13 protein-coding genes are annotated in these 17,572 nt (G+C 47.1%); 12 read left to right on the top strand and 1 reads right to left on the bottom strand.

The genetic code is table 11. From position 1 onward, the window contains the following. The first annotated feature begins 32 nt into the window (after positions 1–32). The 8 genes from C7Y66_RS07090 to C7Y66_RS07055 all read left to right on the top strand — a co-directional run bounded on the left by C7Y66_RS07090 (position 33) and on the right by C7Y66_RS07055 (position 12,047). Entirely contained in the window at positions 33–2,525 is a 2,493-nt protein-coding gene (locus tag C7Y66_RS07090) for a BamA/TamA family outer membrane protein (protein ID WP_106545017.1), read from the top strand. A gap of 11 nt (positions 2,526–2,536) precedes the next feature. Further along, the gene (gene lpxC, locus C7Y66_RS07085; protein ID WP_106545016.1) at positions 2,537–3,460 is read left to right on the top strand and encodes a UDP-3-O-acyl-N-acetylglucosamine deacetylase; all 924 of its coding nucleotides are present in this window, start codon (positions 2,537–2,539) and stop codon (positions 3,458–3,460) included. 140 nt (positions 3,461–3,600) lie between these two features. Next, entirely contained in the window at positions 3,601–4,137 is a 537-nt protein-coding gene (gene fabZ / locus C7Y66_RS07080; protein WP_106545015.1) for a 3-hydroxyacyl-ACP dehydratase FabZ, read from the top strand. 194 nt (positions 4,138–4,331) lie between these two features. Then, positions 4,332–5,165 (top strand): acyl-ACP--UDP-N-acetylglucosamine O-acyltransferase, encoded by an 834-nt coding sequence (gene lpxA, locus C7Y66_RS07075; protein WP_106545014.1) that lies wholly within the window; start codon positions 4,332–4,334, stop codon positions 5,163–5,165. A gap of 88 nt (positions 5,166–5,253) precedes the next feature. Then, positions 5,254–6,453 carry a lipid-A-disaccharide synthase gene (gene lpxB, locus C7Y66_RS07070; RefSeq protein WP_106545013.1) on the top strand — a complete coding sequence of 400 codons (1,200 nt, stop codon included), beginning with the start codon at positions 5,254–5,256 and terminating at the stop codon, positions 6,451–6,453. Positions 6,454–6,741: 288 nt separating this feature from the next. Then, positions 6,742–8,898 carry a M48 family metallopeptidase gene (locus C7Y66_RS07065; protein WP_106545012.1) on the top strand — a complete coding sequence of 719 codons (2,157 nt, stop codon included), beginning with the start codon at positions 6,742–6,744 and terminating at the stop codon, positions 8,896–8,898. A gap of 672 nt (positions 8,899–9,570) precedes the next feature. Continuing rightward, complete coding sequence (locus C7Y66_RS07060) at positions 9,571–10,068, top strand: RNA-binding protein (protein WP_015154302.1); 498 nt, start codon at positions 9,571–9,573, stop codon at positions 10,066–10,068. A gap of 698 nt (positions 10,069–10,766) precedes the next feature. After that, entirely contained in the window at positions 10,767–12,047 is a 1,281-nt protein-coding gene (locus C7Y66_RS07055) for a glycosyltransferase family 1 protein (protein ID WP_106545011.1), read from the top strand. A 72-nt stretch (positions 12,048–12,119) separates the two neighbouring features. On the opposite strand, the gene alr is transcribed toward C7Y66_RS07055, so the two are convergent. Beyond that, entirely contained in the window at positions 12,120–13,325 is a 1,206-nt protein-coding gene (gene alr, locus C7Y66_RS07050) for an alanine racemase (protein WP_106545010.1), read from the bottom strand. 245 nt (positions 13,326–13,570) lie between these two features. Between alr and C7Y66_RS07045 the strand changes: the two genes are divergently transcribed. The 4 genes from C7Y66_RS07045 to C7Y66_RS07030 all read left to right on the top strand — a co-directional run bounded on the left by C7Y66_RS07045 (position 13,571) and on the right by C7Y66_RS07030 (position 17,462). Beyond that, positions 13,571–14,068, top strand: coding sequence for an HNH endonuclease (locus C7Y66_RS07045; protein ID WP_015154299.1), 498 nt, complete (start codon positions 13,571–13,573; stop codon positions 14,066–14,068). 211 nt (positions 14,069–14,279) lie between these two features. Further along, positions 14,280–15,569, top strand: a complete 1,290-nt coding sequence (locus C7Y66_RS07040) for a bifunctional oligoribonuclease/PAP phosphatase NrnA (RefSeq protein WP_015154298.1) — start codon at positions 14,280–14,282, stop codon at positions 15,567–15,569. Positions 15,570–15,694: 125 nt separating this feature from the next. Beyond that, positions 15,695–16,231, top strand: coding sequence for a phosphohistidine phosphatase SixA (sixA, locus tag C7Y66_RS07035; RefSeq protein ID WP_106545009.1), 537 nt, complete (start codon positions 15,695–15,697; stop codon positions 16,229–16,231). Between the two features lie 91 nt (positions 16,232–16,322). Further along, complete coding sequence (locus tag C7Y66_RS07030; RefSeq protein ID WP_015154295.1) at positions 16,323–17,462, top strand: citrate synthase; 1,140 nt, start codon at positions 16,323–16,325, stop codon at positions 17,460–17,462. Positions 17,463–17,572 lie beyond the last annotated feature (110 nt).

Raw genomic sequence — 17,572 nt, 5'->3', positions numbered from 1 at the left:
GGTGTGCGGACGTGCTAAATAGGTGAAACATAATGCGTTTATTTCGAGTATGGGTGGCGATCGCGGCGATCGCGAGCTTTAGGCAAGTCATGCTGGTGCAAATGCCAGCAACATATGCATCTCCTGCCAACCAAAGTGTGACAGAGGAGCAAGGAAAACAATTTAAAGTCAAAAGTCAAAAGTTAAAAGTTAAAAATAAGTCTGAAATTGCCAGAATTCCGAATTCCGAATTCCGAATTCCGAATTCCGAATTCCGCTATGGTGCAGCGGCACTCAAAACGCGAGCGATCGCCCAACTCGACTCGCAGGACGAAACCCCCAGAGGAATTGAAATTCCGATTAACCGCGATCGCCAGCCAGCACCGGATTCTAAACCAGCAACAGAACCAGCTACGCCGCCAACAGTACCAGTGCAACCTGCTCCAGGTACGGAATCTCTACCGCAGCAAGAAACACCCAATCGCATTCAAGTGCCTGTTACTCCTAACGGCGCACCTGCACCAGGCAGCGTTCCCAATCAGCCAAATCCACCTATTCCTCCATCCACTCCCACACCAGAACAAAAACCGCCAACAGATGCGCTTCCTCCTACGCCAACTCAGCCAGGAACGCCGGGAGAAACTCAACCCACGCCAACTCAGCCAGGAACGCCGGGAGAAACTCAACCCACACCAGAAACTCAACCCGAAGCCGCAGAACCTAGAGTTCTTGTCGCAGAAGTTGCTGTGAGTAGCGAAACTGGCACTTTGACTGAAGAATTACAAAACGAAGTTTACCAAGCAATTCGTACCGCTCCAGGGCGAACGACAACGCGATCGCAATTACAAGAAGATATCAACGCCATTTTTGCGACAGGCTTTTTCGCCAACGTCCGGGCTATACCGGAAGATACACCCTTGGGCGTGCGGGTTGCCTATATCGTGCAACCCAACCCAACCCTTCAGCGAGTCCAAATCGAAGCTAACCCTGGTACAAATGTTCCGTCTGTCTTGCCTCCCAAATTAGTTGAGGATACTTTTAAGCCGCAGTACGGCAACATTCTCAACTTCCGCCGCTTGCAGGAAGGAATTAAGCAGCTCAACGAGTGGTATCAGAAAAACGGTTATGTCTTGGCACAAGTGATTGCCGCGCCCCAAGTTGCACCGGACGGCACGGTGACGCTCCAAGTATCGGAAGGGGTTGTTGAAGATATCCAAGTCCGTTTCGTGCGCGAAGGGGAAGCAACCGACGATGAAGGCAAACCAATTCGCGGTCGGACGCGAGATTTTATTATCACGCGAGAACTTGCTCTAAAGCCCAATAACGTATTCAATCGCAACGTGGTTCAAAGCGACTTGCAGCGAGTTTACGGACTAGGGATCTTTGAAGATGTAAACGTTGCCCTCAACCCCGGTCAAGACCCCCGGAAAGTGGTTGTCGTGCTGAACGTAGACGAACGCCGCAGCGGTAGTTTGGGATTGAGCGGTGGTATTAGTTCTGCTAGTGGCTTATTTGGAGCAGTCAGCTTTCAACAAAACAATTTGGGTGGCAACAACCAAAAATTAGGGGCAGAGTTGCAGGTTGGTACGGAACGGAGCGAGTTGCTGTTCGATCTTCGGTTCACAGACCCCTGGATTGCTGGAGACCCCTATAGAACTTCCTATACAGTCAACTTATTCCAGCGGCGATCGATTTCGCTGATTTTTGATGGAGATGACGAGAATATCGAGGTAGGCGACCCCGATGATGGCGTGCGTCCCCGCGTGCGGCGACAAGGTGGCGGCGTTACCTTTACCCGTCCTTTGTCTCGCAATCCCTTGGCTCGGTCAGAATGGACGGCATCCGCAGGCTTGCAATATCAGCGTATTTCCATCCGCGATGATGATGGTGAAGTCACGCCAGAAGGTAGATTTAACGGTAGAGAAGATATCCCCTTGAGTTTTTCTGACGACGGTTCAGACGATTTGCTCACCGTACAGTTAGGAGCAGTGCGCGATCTCCGAAATAACATCACGACACCTACTGACGGTTCTTTCCTGCGATTAGGCGTAGAGCAATCGATTCCCATCGGTAGCGGCAGCATTCTCCTGAATCGATTGCGGGGTAGCTACAGTCAATACGTTCCGGTCAACTTTACTAGTTTCAATGAAGGACCGGAAACTTTAGCTTTCAATATTCAAGCTGGAACGGTCATTGGCGATCTACCTCCCTACGAAGCCTTTTCCATTGGTGGTAGTAATTCAGTACGGGGTTACGGAGAAGGAGAATTAGGCAGCGGACGCAGTTTTGTCACTGCTACAGCCGAGTATCGCTTTCCGATTTTCTCGGTTGTCGGTGGCGCTCTATTTGTCGATTTTGGCTCCGATTTAGGGACGGCAGGTAACGTACCTGGAGAACCAGCAATTCTACTCGATAAACCAGGTACGGGAGTCGGCTACGGTGTTGGCGTGCGAGTCAATTCTCCCTTGGGACCCCTGCGCCTAGACTACGGCTTGAACAGCGACGGCGATAGTCGCATTCAGTTCGGTATTGGGGAGAAATTTTAGGGGTAGGGGTTATGGATAGGACACAGGAAATAGGAGGACAAGGAGATAAGGGTGACAAGCGAGAAATTAATTCCAAATTCCGAATTCCGAATTCCGAGTTCTCCTCACAACAACACACTCTCGCAGGTACGATAAGTCAGTCGGGAGTCGGATTGCATAGTGGAGAGACTAGCCAAGTTCGCATTTTACCCGCCGCAGCGGGAGAAGGGCGCTATTTTGTGCGGGTCGATTTGCCAACTCAACCAATAATTCCTGCTCGCGTTGAGGCGGTTAGCCAAACCGTACTTTCAACGCAGCTCGAAACTGGAACGGCATCCGTTCGCACCGTAGAGCATTTGTTAGCAGCTCTAGCAAGCAGTGGAGTCGATAATGCCAGGATTGAAATTGACGCGGCAGAAGTGCCGCTGTTAGATGGTTCTGCTCGGATTTGGGCAGAGGCGATCGCCAAAGTTGGGCGATCGCCTCTGCCAGCGCCTACTATTATTCCCCAATTACTAGAACCTGTTTGGGTACGCGAAGGCGATACTTTTGTCGCAGCTTTGCCCGCACCAGAAACCCGCTTTACTTACGGAATTGACTTTGAGACTGAGGCGATCGGCAATCAATGGCATAGTTGGACGTATAATACATCTACATTTGCGGCAGAAATTGCCCCAGCACGCACTTTCGGTTTGGCAACCCAGATCGAATTCTTGCGATCGCAAGGGTTAATTAAAGGTGGAAGTCTTGAAAATGCTATTGTTTGTACCCCCCAATCATGGCTGAATCCACCATTGAGATTTGCAAATGAACCAGCACGTCATAAAATTTTAGATTTAGTGGGAGATTTGTGCTTACTGGGGACATTCCCCAACGCTCATTTCCTTGCTTATAAAGCAAGCCACAAACTACACGTTCAACTTGCCCAACTGCTGGAGCAAAAAATGAAATCATGAAGGAGACAGGAGACAGAGACAGGAGACAAGAAAGACAAGGGGGTAATTCTAGTCACTAGCCACCAGCCACCAGTCACTCACCTGACTCCCTGCTCCCTAATCCCTTCTCTGCACAGCCCCGATCTTTGAGAAATTCAGCCATGTCAACCCTGATCCAAGTCAATTCCCCAGATTCTCCTGCTAGCGATGATGCTAATCTTCAGCATCTCGATCGTCAAACTGAAGTTACTCCTACCCCAGATAAAACAACCCTCACAGTCGAGCAAATTCATGCACTTTTGCCTCATCGCTATCCTTTTGCCCTGGTAGATAGAATTATTGAGTACATCCCAGGGAAAAGAGCGGTTGGGATCAAAAATGTGACTTTCAACGAACCTCATTTTCAGGGACATTTTCCCCAGAGACCATTGATGCCTGGAGTTTTGATTGTAGAAGCTATGGCACAAGTCGGTGGAGTCGTGTTAACTCAAATGCAAGAAATGGACGGCAATTTGTTTGTCTTTGCTGGCATGGATAAAGTTAGGTTTCGGCGACAAGTAACTCCCGGAGATCAGTTGGTGATGACAGTGGAACTGTTGTGGGTAAAGCGTCGTCGTTTTGGGAGAATGCAAGCCCGTGCTGAAGTTGACGGTCAACTGGCAGCAGAAGGTGAATTACTCTTTTCCCTTGTAGAGTAATTTAGCAGAAGTCAGAAGTCAGAAGTCGGAAGTCAGAAGTCAAAGGTCAAAAGTCAAATGTCAGAAGCGATTTACGCACCACTCACCACTCATCGATCGCTGATAACTTTGTAGAGACGTTACATGTAACGTCTCTACACTGATAACTGATAACTGACAACTGATTTTCTAGCGCCTCGATTGGAGATGCATCCTTGAAAACACTCATTCATCATACTGCTGCAATCCATCCAGGAGCAGAACTACACCCGACCGTAGAGGTAGGTCCCTACGCGGTTATTGGTCGGGAAGTCAAAGTTGGTCCCGAAACTACCATTGGCGCTCATGTTGTGTTGGAGGGACCAACAGAAATTGGGGCGAGAAATCAAATTTTTCCGGGAGCGGCAATTGGACTAGAACCACAAGACCTTAAGTACGATGGCGGTTCCTCAATGGTAAAAATTGGTGATGGCAATCGTATCCGCGAGTATGTCACCATTAATCGCGCCACTCGCACGGGAGAAACTACGATTATTGGTAACAATAACTTATTAATGGCTTATGCTCATGTAGGTCATAACTGTATCATTGAAGACTCTGTGACGATCGCCAATGGTGTGGCTCTAGCCGGACACATCCATATTGAATCACGCGCCACAATCAGCGGCGTTTTGGGCGTACATCAATTCGTGCATATCGGAAAACTAGCAATGGTGGGTGGTATGAGTCGTATCGCTAGGGACGTGCCACCCTATATGTTAGTAGAAGGCAATCCCGCACGAGTGCGATCGCTTAACATTGTAGGCATTAAACGCGCAGGTATTGCCCAAGCAGAACAAGGACAAGTCTATCGTTCCTTGAAAAAAGCTTTTCGCATTCTTTATCGTTCCGATCTCACTCTCAGTCAAGCTTTGGAACAATTAGAGCTAATTGCAGATAACGAACACGTACAGCATCTGTTGCAATTTCTGCGAATGTCCCAAATCAAACCTAGGCGCGGTTCCATTCCTGGGCGACAATTGCCTAACAGTGACGAGGAAATATGTTAGGCAAAGTCAAAAGTCAAAAGTCAAAAGTCAAAAGTTAAAACACAATTGACAACCAACAACCAACAACTTATCAAATGACAAATGACGAATGACAAATGACTACAGAATTTTCATTAGTACGGGCGAAGTTTCGGGCGATCTTCAAGGAGCTTTACTTGTAGAAGCATTGCACCGTCAAAGCCGCGATCGCAATCTGCCTCTAGAAATTGTTGCCTTGGGAGGCGATCGCATGGCAGCATCCGGCGCTCGTCTTTTGGCTAATACTGCTAGCATTGGCTCTGTTGGTACTGTCTGGGAAGCAATTCCATTTGTCTTACCTACCCTCAAAATTCAAAGTCAAACTAAACAATATCTTCAACAACATCCCCCCGATCTTGTCGTACTCATAGACTATGCCGGACCCAATTTGGCTTTAGGCAGCTACATCCGACGAACTTTTCCCCAAGTTCCAATCGTGTATTTTATTGCTCCCCAAATGTGGGTCTGGTGGTCTAATCGGGGAGAAATCGATCGCTTAGTCAAGATGACGGATCGGTTGTTGGCAATATTTCCCGCAGAAGCCAGTTATTTTGAACGCTTGGGCGTGTCAGTTACTTGGGTAGGGCATCCTCTACTCGATCGCGTGCAGGCAGCACCTAGTCGCGAAGTAGCAAGGGCTAAGCTAGGTATTGCACCAGAGGCTCTGAGCGTAGCGTTAATTCCTGCCTCTCGTCACCAAGAATTAAAATATCTGCTGCCAGCAATGTTTCAAGCAGCAAAAGCAATTCAGGCAAAACTACCACAAGTAAGTTTTTGGATTCCCCTATCTTTAGAAATCTATCGCCAACCGATCGCCCAAGCAGTAAAAGATTACGGCTTACAAGCAACTATACTTTCCGGTCAAACTTTAGAGGCGATCGCGGCAGCTGATTTAGCAATTACTAAATCTGGTACGGTCAATCTAGAAATTGCCTTGTTAGACGTGCCGCAAGTCGTAATTTATCGCGTCAGTCGGTTTACAGCGTGGATTGCCCGCAATCTCCTCAAAATTAACTTACCCTTGATTTCGCCACCGAACTTAGTTGTCGATCGCGAGATCGTCCCAGAGTTACTTCAAGATCGAGCCACACCGGAAAATATTACCCAACAAGCTTTAGAATTGCTGCTCAACCCAACTCGCCGCCACCAAGTTTTAACAGACTATCAGCAAATGCGATCGCTTCTAGGAGAAACAGGCGTAGGCGATCGTGCTGCTACAGAGATATGGCAAATGTTGTTAGCTAGAAGTCGGGAGTCGGGAGTCGGGTGAGTGGCTAGTGGTTGGTGGCTGGTGGCTAGATGGTTCTGACTTGTGACTTGTCCCCACACCCTTTTCTTCGCTACTCGCGACTCACTTTCTACTCATATCTAGCTGATTGTGCCAGAATCGGTGGCGATAAGGTCAGGAGTTACGCACAAGAAAATCTGAGATCTCGATCCCCCCTGGCTCCCCCCTTAAAAAGGGGACTTTAAGCCCCTTTTTAAGGGGGTTTGGGGGATCGGCTGCGTAAGTTCTGAAGGTATTGGCGATCGGTGAAAGCAAGAAAGTTTATGGTTTATGGCTATGACTGGCGATCCTGAAATGTTGCTAGAAGCAACAAAAACAGCACTCCAACAAGAAGACTATCAAGGGGCGATCGCTCATTTAGAAATCCTCTGTCAGACAGAAAATATTTCCATCGCCGAGCAACAAACTCAGCCAGCAACTTCTAGTAGCAATATCAAATACCTGCTCTCCCTTTGCCGACTCTTAGCGCAAAGCAGCAATCTCCAAATCGAAGAGCTGAGGGAGTTTCTAAGCAGAAGAGCAGAGGAGACTATGAGACTAGGAGCAGAGGGAGCAATTCTAGCCACCAGCCACCAGTCACCAGCCACTTTTCTCCAATTCAAGCAAGCACCAAGAGCGCAACGCTGGCAGCCATTACCAACTATTAATTTGATTCCATTTTGGTTGTTACAGTGCGGTAGCGCGATCGCTCTATTTTGGTCGATCCAACAACTCATTGAGTTGGCGATGGGATTGACTAACGATTTATTGGTAAAACTCCCCTATCTAGAACCGTTTCAGCCGTTCTATCACGACCATACTACCAAGATCGTATTCGTATTAGTGCTGTTGCTAGCTCTATCTCCTTGGTTTTTAGATGGGTTACTGAGATGGTGGCACGGGCTTCAACACCTATCTCTGGAAACTTTGGCAATTTCCAGCCCAGAAGCTAGCAGGCTGCTACAGCGCTTTAGTCGGCAGCACCACTGTCGTTTACCTCAGTTACGTCTGTTACCTACAGCCGTGCCGCTTATTTTCACTTATGGCAACCTGCGCCGCACGGCAAGAATAGTCGTAAGTCAAGGTCTGCTAGAGCAACTCGCAGATGATGAAATTGCCGCTATCTATGCAACACAATTAGGGCAGATAGCTAATTGGGATTTTATCGTTTTATCTCTATTTTTATTAGTTACTCAGTTACCCTACATAACCTATTCCCAGTTATCGCAGTGGGGCAACAAGATATCGAATAAAACTCTCCAAGCTTTTATCGCGATCGCCGCTAACTTTGCTTATGGACTTTGGTTGCTTCTGCGTTTACCAGCGTTTTGGCTCTCTCAGTTACGCATATACTACAGCGATCGCCATGCCGCAGAATTAACTGGCAATCCTAACGCCCTCAGTCGCGCCATACTCAAAATTGCCCGTGGTGTGGCTCAAGATATTCAACAGCAAGGACATACCAGTTGGTTGCTAGAAGGTTGGGACTTACCCACAATTATCAGTTACAAACAAGCGATCGCCCTGAGTAACCTACATTCATTACCCGAATTAGAAGTAGCTTTAGCCTGGGACTGCACGAATCCTTTGCGCTACTGGCTTAGCATCAACCAAGCTCATCCCTCAATGGGCGATCGCCTCCAACGGCTGAATCAAATTGCCCACTTTTGGCGCTTGGATACTGAATTAAATTTACGAATGAGTCGGGAGTCGGGAGTCGGGAGTCGTTGGGGGACAAGGGGGACAAGGAAGCTAGAGGAGAACGATCGCGCACCACACCCCACACCCTTCTTTCTTCACGACTCGCTATTATTACAAGTTTCTCCTTACTTAGGAGTTCTCCTCGGTGCTGCTTTTAGCAGTTTTATGTGGCTAATTGGATGGCTCGGCGGTTACTGGTTGGGTAATCCTTACTTAGCGTGGATGTGGGGTGATTGGTGGATCGTGCGCGGTAGCTTGGCGATTGGCTTGAGCCTCGGTATTTTTCTGCGGCTAAATGCTTTATTTCCAGAAACAAAGTCTACCAGCTTGCTAAATCGTCCCAATCTTGCCGAGCTGTTGTCTAATCCCGATTTATTACCAGTTGTCCCGCAGCCTCTCCGCCTCCAAGGTAAGTTGTTAGGACGGCGCGGTATTGGCAACTGGTTCGGACAAGATTTACTGCTGCATTTACCAACTGGCTTAGTCAAGCTGCATCATGCTTCTTGGCTGGGACCCCTCGGCTGTCTTTTGCTTAGACCCTCTACCGACCCTACCGATTTAATTGGAAGGCATGTTATTTTAACAGGCTGGTTCCGCCGTGGGGCTACGGCTTGGATCGATATTGAAATTTTACGAACTCAAGCCGGTAAAACCAGTACCAGCAGCCATCAGGGTTGGTCGATCGCCAGTGCGATCGCCGCTACAATTTGGGGCGTGTACGTGATTGTAAAGGGAAGCAGTTATTAATTATCAGCTATCAGTTATCAGAGAGCAGGGAGCAGAGGAGAATAACAACCAATTACCGATTACCAACTACCAATTACCAACCAATAATGTAAAGATTAATTGCAAAATCCTAGTTGTTTATGTTACATTTATTTACATAAATAACTAAAGTCCAGATCTAGCTGCAAGTTAAAGCGACCTAACGTCTTACGCTTCGGTTAGTTTGGGTCAGGTTTTTCTCCTTCCAACACAGCAACAGCCAGACCAGCCACAGGCTGGTTTTTATTTCAGGAGTTAGTGAGACAGGTATCGCATTTCTGTACTCAATAGCCCGATCCGAAGTTAAAAAACTGACAATAAGCACAAATCTATTTTGAAAACAATATCTATAGTGTCAACCGTGATATTTTAGAAGATGGTGTCAACTTTCCAGGCGATCGGAAATATCATCAGGAGTCAAACGCCGTTGCGATCTAACCGCCAAAACTGCGCAGTCAAGCTTTTAGATCGTACCGTAGCATGATAAACTTATCAGTCTTTGCCAATACAATGAATTGGATTTTAGAAGTTGACAGTTTAAGGCAAAAGTTAGTTGGCGACGGTTTGCGGCGATTCTTGCCACTATTCACCTCACCCTCCTGTCAGAAATTTTGTTAACAACCTTAATTGCATCCAAGTTGAGAGGTACATTTCATGCCAGTCCGTTTATACATTGGTAATTTGCCAAAAGATGAAGTCGATCGGCAAGAGTTGCAAGCAGTTTTTGCTGATGCGGGTAGTAACGTGACTACAAAAGTCATTAAAGACCGCAAGACCGGAAAGTGCCGTGGTTTTGGTTTTGTTACTGTCAATAATGACGAGCAAGCAGACGAAATCATCGAGAAATATAACGGCTATATGTTTAAGGAAACGCCACTAAAGATTGAGAAGGCGTTGCCTCGTAACAAAGGTCAAGAAGAGGAAGACCAAGCCCCTGTTGCTAGTAGTGCTAACACTGGAGATGCTCCTGTTAGTAGCAACGCAGAAAAAAGCGGTGGCAATAAGCGTAGTGGGAAAAAACCTCGTCGTGGTGGTTCTGCCGGAACTTCTACAGGCTCGTCTGATGCTGAGGGAATTCGTCCCGATCCTCGTTGGGCTTCTGAACTAGAAAAGCTGAAACAGATGTTGGCAGCTCAAACTACTAATGGATAGGCATCTGATTGAGGGTTAGGTGTTGGGAGTCAAGGATTGTTTGCAATTAGCGGTTGACGATTAGCGAATAGTTGTTGTCAGCTGTTTCTCATCTGCACTCCTACTCTCCCCCTATACTCTCTGAGTGGGCGTTCTAGTTGTTAGAGTGACTGCGACATGAACTCAGCCTTGCCTCAGAATCTTCTGGGAAAAAATGTGCTAAGCGATCGCTCTAGAGGCATATGGAAAAAGTCGGATATTGAATGTATTCAATTAAATTTTTAAATATTATATAGAAAATAAACTTATACGTTAAGTCAAAAATTATACAAAATCAACCGGAGGTTTTGCTCGTATACTTAGTTGTTTTTATACTTAAATTTCATAGAAAAACTCGCTCGTCAGTTAACTCTTGCCAACAATAACTAATTGAAGCTGTGCTTTAGGTAAAGAGAACTTGCAGCCATGCAACCTTTCTTAAATATTTTTTGACATACCTAACTGTCATCAATAAAAAGTAACAGTAGAAATCTATCTTTTGGAGCGGATAATCCCTAAGGAAGATTTGTATGCATGGCAATTCATCCACCTAGAGGATGCGATCGCGTGTGGTATTGTGTAAATTAAACTTAATAAACTTTAGGGGTAAAGACAGAAGCCTTTGTAAAGTCTCCTTACATTCACCCCTGTTACGGTGCAAATTCAATAGCCACAAAGCTATGAACAACAAAAATCAAAAGCGAATTGCCCTAATTTCAGTCCACGGCGACCCTGCGATTGAGATTGGGAAAGAAGAAGCTGGAGGGCAGAACGTTTATGTCCGCCAAGTGGGTGAAGCATTGGGTAAACTGGGATGGCAGGTTGATATGTTTACCCGCAAAGCTAGCGCCGAACAAGCAAAGATTGTCGAACATAGCGAGAATTGTCGGACAATTCGCTTAACCGCTGGTCCTGAGGAATTCGTTCCGAGGGACAATATTTTTGGTTATGCCTCGGAGTTTGTCGAAGCATTCCTCCAGTATCAACAGCAAACTGGTTATCGATATCCTCTAGTGCATACCAACTACTGGATTTCTAGCTGGGTGGGCATGGAATTGAAGAAAGCCCAATCCATCAAACAAGTCCATACATATCACTCTTTAGGCGCAATTAAATATAAGTCGGTTGCAACCGTACCACTGATTGCCTCGAAGCGGTTGGAAGTCGAAAAAAGGGTACTAGAAACAGCAGAGCGAATTGTTGCCACTAGCCCGCAAGAAAAAGAACACATGCGATCGCATGTCTCTACCAAAGGTAATATTGACATTATTCCTTGCGGTACAGATATTCATCGCTTTGGCGCGATCGACAGCAAAATTGCCAGACAACAGCTAGGAATTCCCCCACAAAGCAAAGTTGTCTTTTATGTCGGACGATTTGACGAGCGCAAGGGAATTGAAACTTTAGTGCGAGCAGTTGCCCAGTTGCAATTGCGTGGCAAAGAAGACATCAAACTGATTATCGGTGGTGGTAGCCGCCCAGGACAAAGCGATGGCATCGAGCGCGATCGCATTGAAGGTATTGTCAAAGAATTAGGGATGAGCGATTTTACCTCCTTCCCCGGACGGCTAGGCGATGTCGATCTACCTGTTTATTACGCCGCTGCCGATGTTTGTGTCGTTCCCAGTCACTACGAACCATTTGGTCTAGTTGCCATTGAAGCAATGGCAAGCGGTACGCCAGTGGTGGCTAGCGATGTCGGCGGATTGCAATTTACTGTCGTCCCAGAAGAGACAGGTTTACTCGCTCCACCTAAAGATGATGCAGCCTTTGCTGTTGCTATTGACCGAATCTTGAGCGATACTGCCTTCCGAAATCGCCTCGGCTCATCAGCAAGACAACGGGTAGAAGATATGTTTAGTTGGGAAGGAGTCGCCAAACAACTAGGCGAGCTTTACACCAAACTGATGACAGAAACATCAACCGTCGTACCCACGAAGAAAAAAGCTATTAGCGCGTAATGAGTGGTGCGTGGTGAGTGGTGAGTGGTGAGTGGATGATTTCCTTGCCAATTGCCACTCGTCACTCTTTTCCTACTCCCTGCTCCCTGCTCCCTGCTCCCTATTCACAGCAACCCGAGGCAGACGGTGCTTAAAGCCGCAGAGGATTTCCCAAGAAATTGTTTTTAAGACTGCTGCCCAATCATCAGCAGTAATTTGTTCTTTACCTTCTTGTCCGAGGAGAGTGACGACTTCTCCAACTGCTACATCTGGAATTGCCGTCACATCTAGCATTAACTGATCCATAGTAATAGCACCAATTTGGGGGATGCGCCGACCGCAAATCAGAGCCTCCATGCGGTTAGAGAGATTGCGCGGTACGCCATCAGCATAACCAATTCCCACCACAGCCAAGCGGAGTTCGCGATCGCTGGCAAAATGATGTCCGTAGCTCACGCCTGTATTGGGGGGGATAGTTTTTACCTGCGTAATTCGCGCTTTGACTTGCAGTACGGGTTTCAACTGGACAGAACTGCTGAGATGAGCTGCTGGGTAGAGTCCATACATTGCTAACCCCACACGTACCAAATCGTAATGTAGATCGGGGCTAGTCAAAGTAGCAGCTGAGTTGGCTAAATGCAGCAATGGAAGAGACATACTAGCTGCTTGAACCTGTGCGATCGCCGTTTCAAATCGCTGCTGTTGTTGCTGCATTATCCTGCGGTCTGGGTTTTCTGCCGTTGCCAGGTGAGAATAAATACTAGCGATTTGCAAATGCGGTAAAGAATGGACTAGCTGCACGAACTCTGTTGCTTGTTCCCACAGAGGTCCAAGGCGAGACATTCCCGTATCGAGTTTGACATGAACTGGTAAATTACCACCCGTAGTCGCAGCCAAAGTTTCAGAGAAGACCAAAGCTTGTTTGGGGTCGCACAGCGTCGGTTGAAGTTGCCAGTGGGCGATCGCCTTTAGTTGTTCCGGCGTATACGTTGCACCTAAAATCAAAATCGGCGCGTCAATTCCTGCTTGGCGCAGTTCAATTCCTTCCGGTATAGTTGCCACACCCAACCAATTTGCTCCAGCATTCAAAGCTGTACGTGCCACCGTCACCGCTCCGTGACCGTAAGCATCTGCCTTCACAACCGCCATTAACGCTGTTTTAGCCGCTAGCAAGCCCTTGAGTTGCCGCACGTTATGGGCTAAAGCACCTAAATTGATTTCCACCCAGGCTCTTTGACGCAATCCACCCACGACATCATTACTAAAAACCGTCTTCTCACTCTGCTCCTGACTCAGCATCCCCACTCCTCTTGTTTTCAGTGACCAGTGACCAGTGACCAGTGACCAGCTAATTCCGAATCCCTCGGACTTTCAATTTTCAAAGCAGGTCTAAATATAGGCAAATATTTGCTTTATCACAAGATGGGACAATTTTGTTTCTTTTTTCTTACCACGCACCACTCACCACTTAATTAATGACAAATGACGCAAATATGAGTAATTATGTTAATATCTTGTAAAAAAGTTGGCTGCTGCGATACTCAATGGCTAAGGTATTAGTCCTGAACGCCTCTTACGAGCCGATTAACATCACGAGCTGGCGACGGGCAATTGTATTGCTAATTAAAGGCAAAGCGGAGCAAGTCGAACACAACGGCAAAGTCATTTACGCCGAGTTTCCCTTGCCGACTGTCATCCGCCTGCGTCACTACGTTCGCGTCCCTTACAAAGAAATTCCCCTTACCAGACGTAATATCCTCCATCGAGACAGTCACAGTTGTCAATACTGCGGCTACATCGGGGAGGATTTAACGTTAGATCACGTTCTACCGCGATCGCGTGGCGGGATGGATACTTGGGAAAACATCGTTACTGCGTGCGTCCGCTGCAACGTCAAGAAAGGTAGCCGCACTCCATCTGAGGCACACATGCATCTGCGCCATCCGCCGCGCAAGCCCTACAGCAGCCTCTACTTTGAAGTCACCAAGCATCTCAAGAGCGGTCTGCATGATGAGTGGCAAAAGTATGTCATCGGTCTTTAATCGACCTCTGGCTGAATAGTTGCTATAGAGCTATGATGAGAAATAGAATTTGTATTTCATCCCAGCGCCGGATTGAGTAGCATAACCGTTGATGCCTAAAATAATTGCAGTAAAAAATTGCAGTCACTGTGCGATGAGGCTGATACAGTTTATCGAGTAATAGTAACATTTTTGACCACAATTTTCGCTTCACACGCATACGATAGTATTTATGCCCTTGAACTCGTTCAAGCAGCTTAATAGTCTGCCTTCCACTTCCAATAGCGAGTCTTCTGTTGAAGAAGTTGAGATAGATATGGGATCTGCGGTCGCAACCCAAGAACCATCTCTCGCTCCCTTGTCCGGCGATTCTGGGACTCAACCAGTTGGACGCAACAACAATGGTTCTTCCACCACGTCAAAAGTGGAAGCATTGCGGCAAGTTTTAGAGCGACATCAGCACGAACGACATTTAGTCTTATTGCAAGACTTCCCCGACCCCGATGCTCTTTCGTCGGCGTGGGCGTACCAACTCATCGCGCAGCAATATGATTTGCAGTGCGACATCGTTTATGCCGGAACCTTGAGCCATCAAGAGAATATTGCTTTAGTCAAACTAACGGGACTACCAGCGCAGCGCCTACCAGTTCAAACAGCTAAAAGCAAAGACTTATCTGGTTATAAAGGTTACGTGCTAGTTGACAACCAAGGGACGACAAGTCAACTGCTCTCGCTCGTTTTAGAAGCAGGTTTGCCACTCATATCGGTCATTGACCATCACAGCCTGCAAGGAGAACTCAAGCCAGAGTTTGCCGATATTCGTCCCAACGTTCGCGCCACAGCCACGATTTTGACCCAGTACTTGCAAACAGGGTTACTGGTACTCGATAGTAGCGTCGGACAACACGTCAAATGCGCCACTGCCTTGATGCACGGCTTGCGTTCCGACACCAGCAGCTTGATGCAAGCACAAGAAGAGGATTTTCAGGCAGCAGGCTTTTTGAGTCGATTTTACGATTACCAATTGCTCAAAGCCGTATTGCAGACCAATCGCTCCAAACGGGTGATGGATGTGATCGAGCGATCGCTGAAAAATCGTATAGTTCAAAATAACTTTTCTATTGCAGGTGTGGGATACCTACGTTATGACGACCGCGATGCTATTCCTCAAGCAGCTGACTTTTTAGTGACAGAAGAAAACGTCCACACGGCTGTCGTTTATGGTATCGTTCACGACGAAGATGAAGAACTAGAAGTTGTCATTGGGTCGCTACGTACCACCAAACTTACCCTAGACCCCGACGAATTTCTCAAAGAAGCTTTCGGACAAGACAATCAAGGACGCTTCTTCGGCGGCGGACGTAGCGGCGCGGGTGGCTTTGAAATTCCGATGGGCTTCTTATCTGGCAGTAATGAAATTTCTGCGTACGCCAAAATGAAATGGGAAGTCTTCGACGCTCAAATCAAGCAGAAGCTTCAACGACTGGTCAACCCACAAGATAGTCCGATTCAGACTGAATAGGGGCTTTTTCAGTGACCAGTGACCAGTGACCAGTGACCAGTGACCAGTGACCAGTGACCAGTGACCAGTGACCAGTGACCAGTGACCCATTACCAATTCCATAATCCAAAATCTAAAATCGTATTATGGAATTGTATTTAATCCGTCACGGTATTGCTGAAGAAAGAAGTCCTGATGTGGAGGATGAAAAACGGGTATTGACAGCCAAAGGGCGGGAAAAAACCCAACAAGTAGCAAAACGCCTCTACGAACTCGGCTTGCGATTTGAGCTAATTTTGACCAGTCCCCTCGCTAGAGCAAGGCAAACGGCAGAAATTTTGCAAACTTGTGCATTAAGTTCTCAAATTGAAGAATCTAGCCACCTGTCTCCAGAAGGAGATTTTCGTCTGTGGTTAAGCTGGCTAGAACAAAAGCAAATGCTGGCTACTGATACTCAACTAGCTTTAGTCGGTCACGAACCAGATTTGGGACAATGGGCAGAAATGCTGATTTGGGGAAAACTCAAACAAGAGTTAGCATTTGCTGAAAATTCTCTGGATGATGACTCTGCTGCCCTAGTTCTGAGAAAAGCAGGTATCATTGGTATTAACTTACCAAAAGTCAACTCTCCCGTGGGTCGAAGCCAACTGTTTTGGCTAGCTCCACCGAAGTTTCTGCTCTAGATAGCATATAATTCTGGTAAAACTAACTACACAAGGCAAGTTTTTGGTAAGTTAGCTTGAGTATTGTCTTTTCTATGCAGCCAGTGTAGCTATGTCCGTTTGCGAATTTAGACCAGGTCTAGAAGGCATCCCTGCCGCCCAATCCGGTATCAGCTTTGTCAACGGACAACAAGGGATACTGGAGTATCGCGGCATCCGCATCGAAGAGTTAGCCGAAAAAAGTAACTTTTTAGAAACTGCCTACCTCTTAATTTGGGGTGAACTTCCAACTCAGCAAGAGTTAGAGGAATTCGAGCATGAGGTGAGACATCATCGGCGAATTAAGTATCGCATTCGGGATATGATGAAAAGCTTTCCTGAAAGCGGTCATCCGATGGATGCACTACAAGCCTCAGCAGCGGCATTAGGCTTGTTCTATTCTAAACGCGACTTAGAGAACCCCGTATATGTCAGAGATGCCGTCGTGCGGCTACTAGCAACAGTACCGACGATGATCGCAGCGTTTCAGTTGATGCGGAATGGCAACGACCCCGTGCGCCCCCATGACGGCTTGGATTACTCCGCAAACTTTCTCTACATGCTCAACGAACGGGAACCAGACCCATTAGCTGCACGGATCTTTGATGTTTGCTTAATTCTCCATGCCGAACATACGATGAACGCTTCCACGTTTTCGGCACGGGTAACGGCTTCAACGCTAACCGATCCTTACGCTGTAGTCGCTTCAGCAGTTGGTACTCTCGGCGGACCGCTACATGGAGGAGCCAATGAGGAAGTGATTACGATGCTAGAAGAAATTGGCTCGGTAGAAAATGTCCGTCCTTACTTAGAGGACTGTATGCAGCGCAAAGCTAAGATCATGGGCTTCGGTCATCGAGTCTACAAGGTGAAAGACCCGCGAGCAACCATTTTACAAAAATTGGCAGAGCAGTTATTTGAAAAATTCGGCTACGACAAATACTATGACATCGCCGTAGAGTTAGAACATGCCGTAGCAGAAAAACTGGGCGGGAAAGGCATCTATCCTAACGTTGATTTTTACTCTGGCTTGGTATACAGAAAGATGGGTATCCCTACGGACTTATTTACGCCCGTATTTGCGATCGCCCGCGTAGCAGGTTGGCTAGCTCACTGGAAAGAACAGCTCGTCCAAAACCGCATTTATCGTCCCACTCAAGTTTACAACGGTCATCACGATGTCTCCTATACTCCAGTGCATTTGAGACAGTGAGTCGTGAGGAGTGACTAGTGGTTAGTGACTGGTGAGTAGACATAAAAAGCTGACTCTGCTAGCCACCAGCCACCAGCCACTATCCAATCACCAATTACCTAACTATAGAC

The organism is Chroococcidiopsis sp. CCALA 051 (assembly GCF_003015105.1).
Taxonomy (GTDB): domain Bacteria; phylum Cyanobacteriota; class Cyanobacteriia; order Cyanobacteriales; family Chroococcidiopsidaceae; genus Chroococcidiopsis; species Chroococcidiopsis thermalis.
This window is presented reverse-complemented; position numbering and strand designations above follow the sequence as displayed.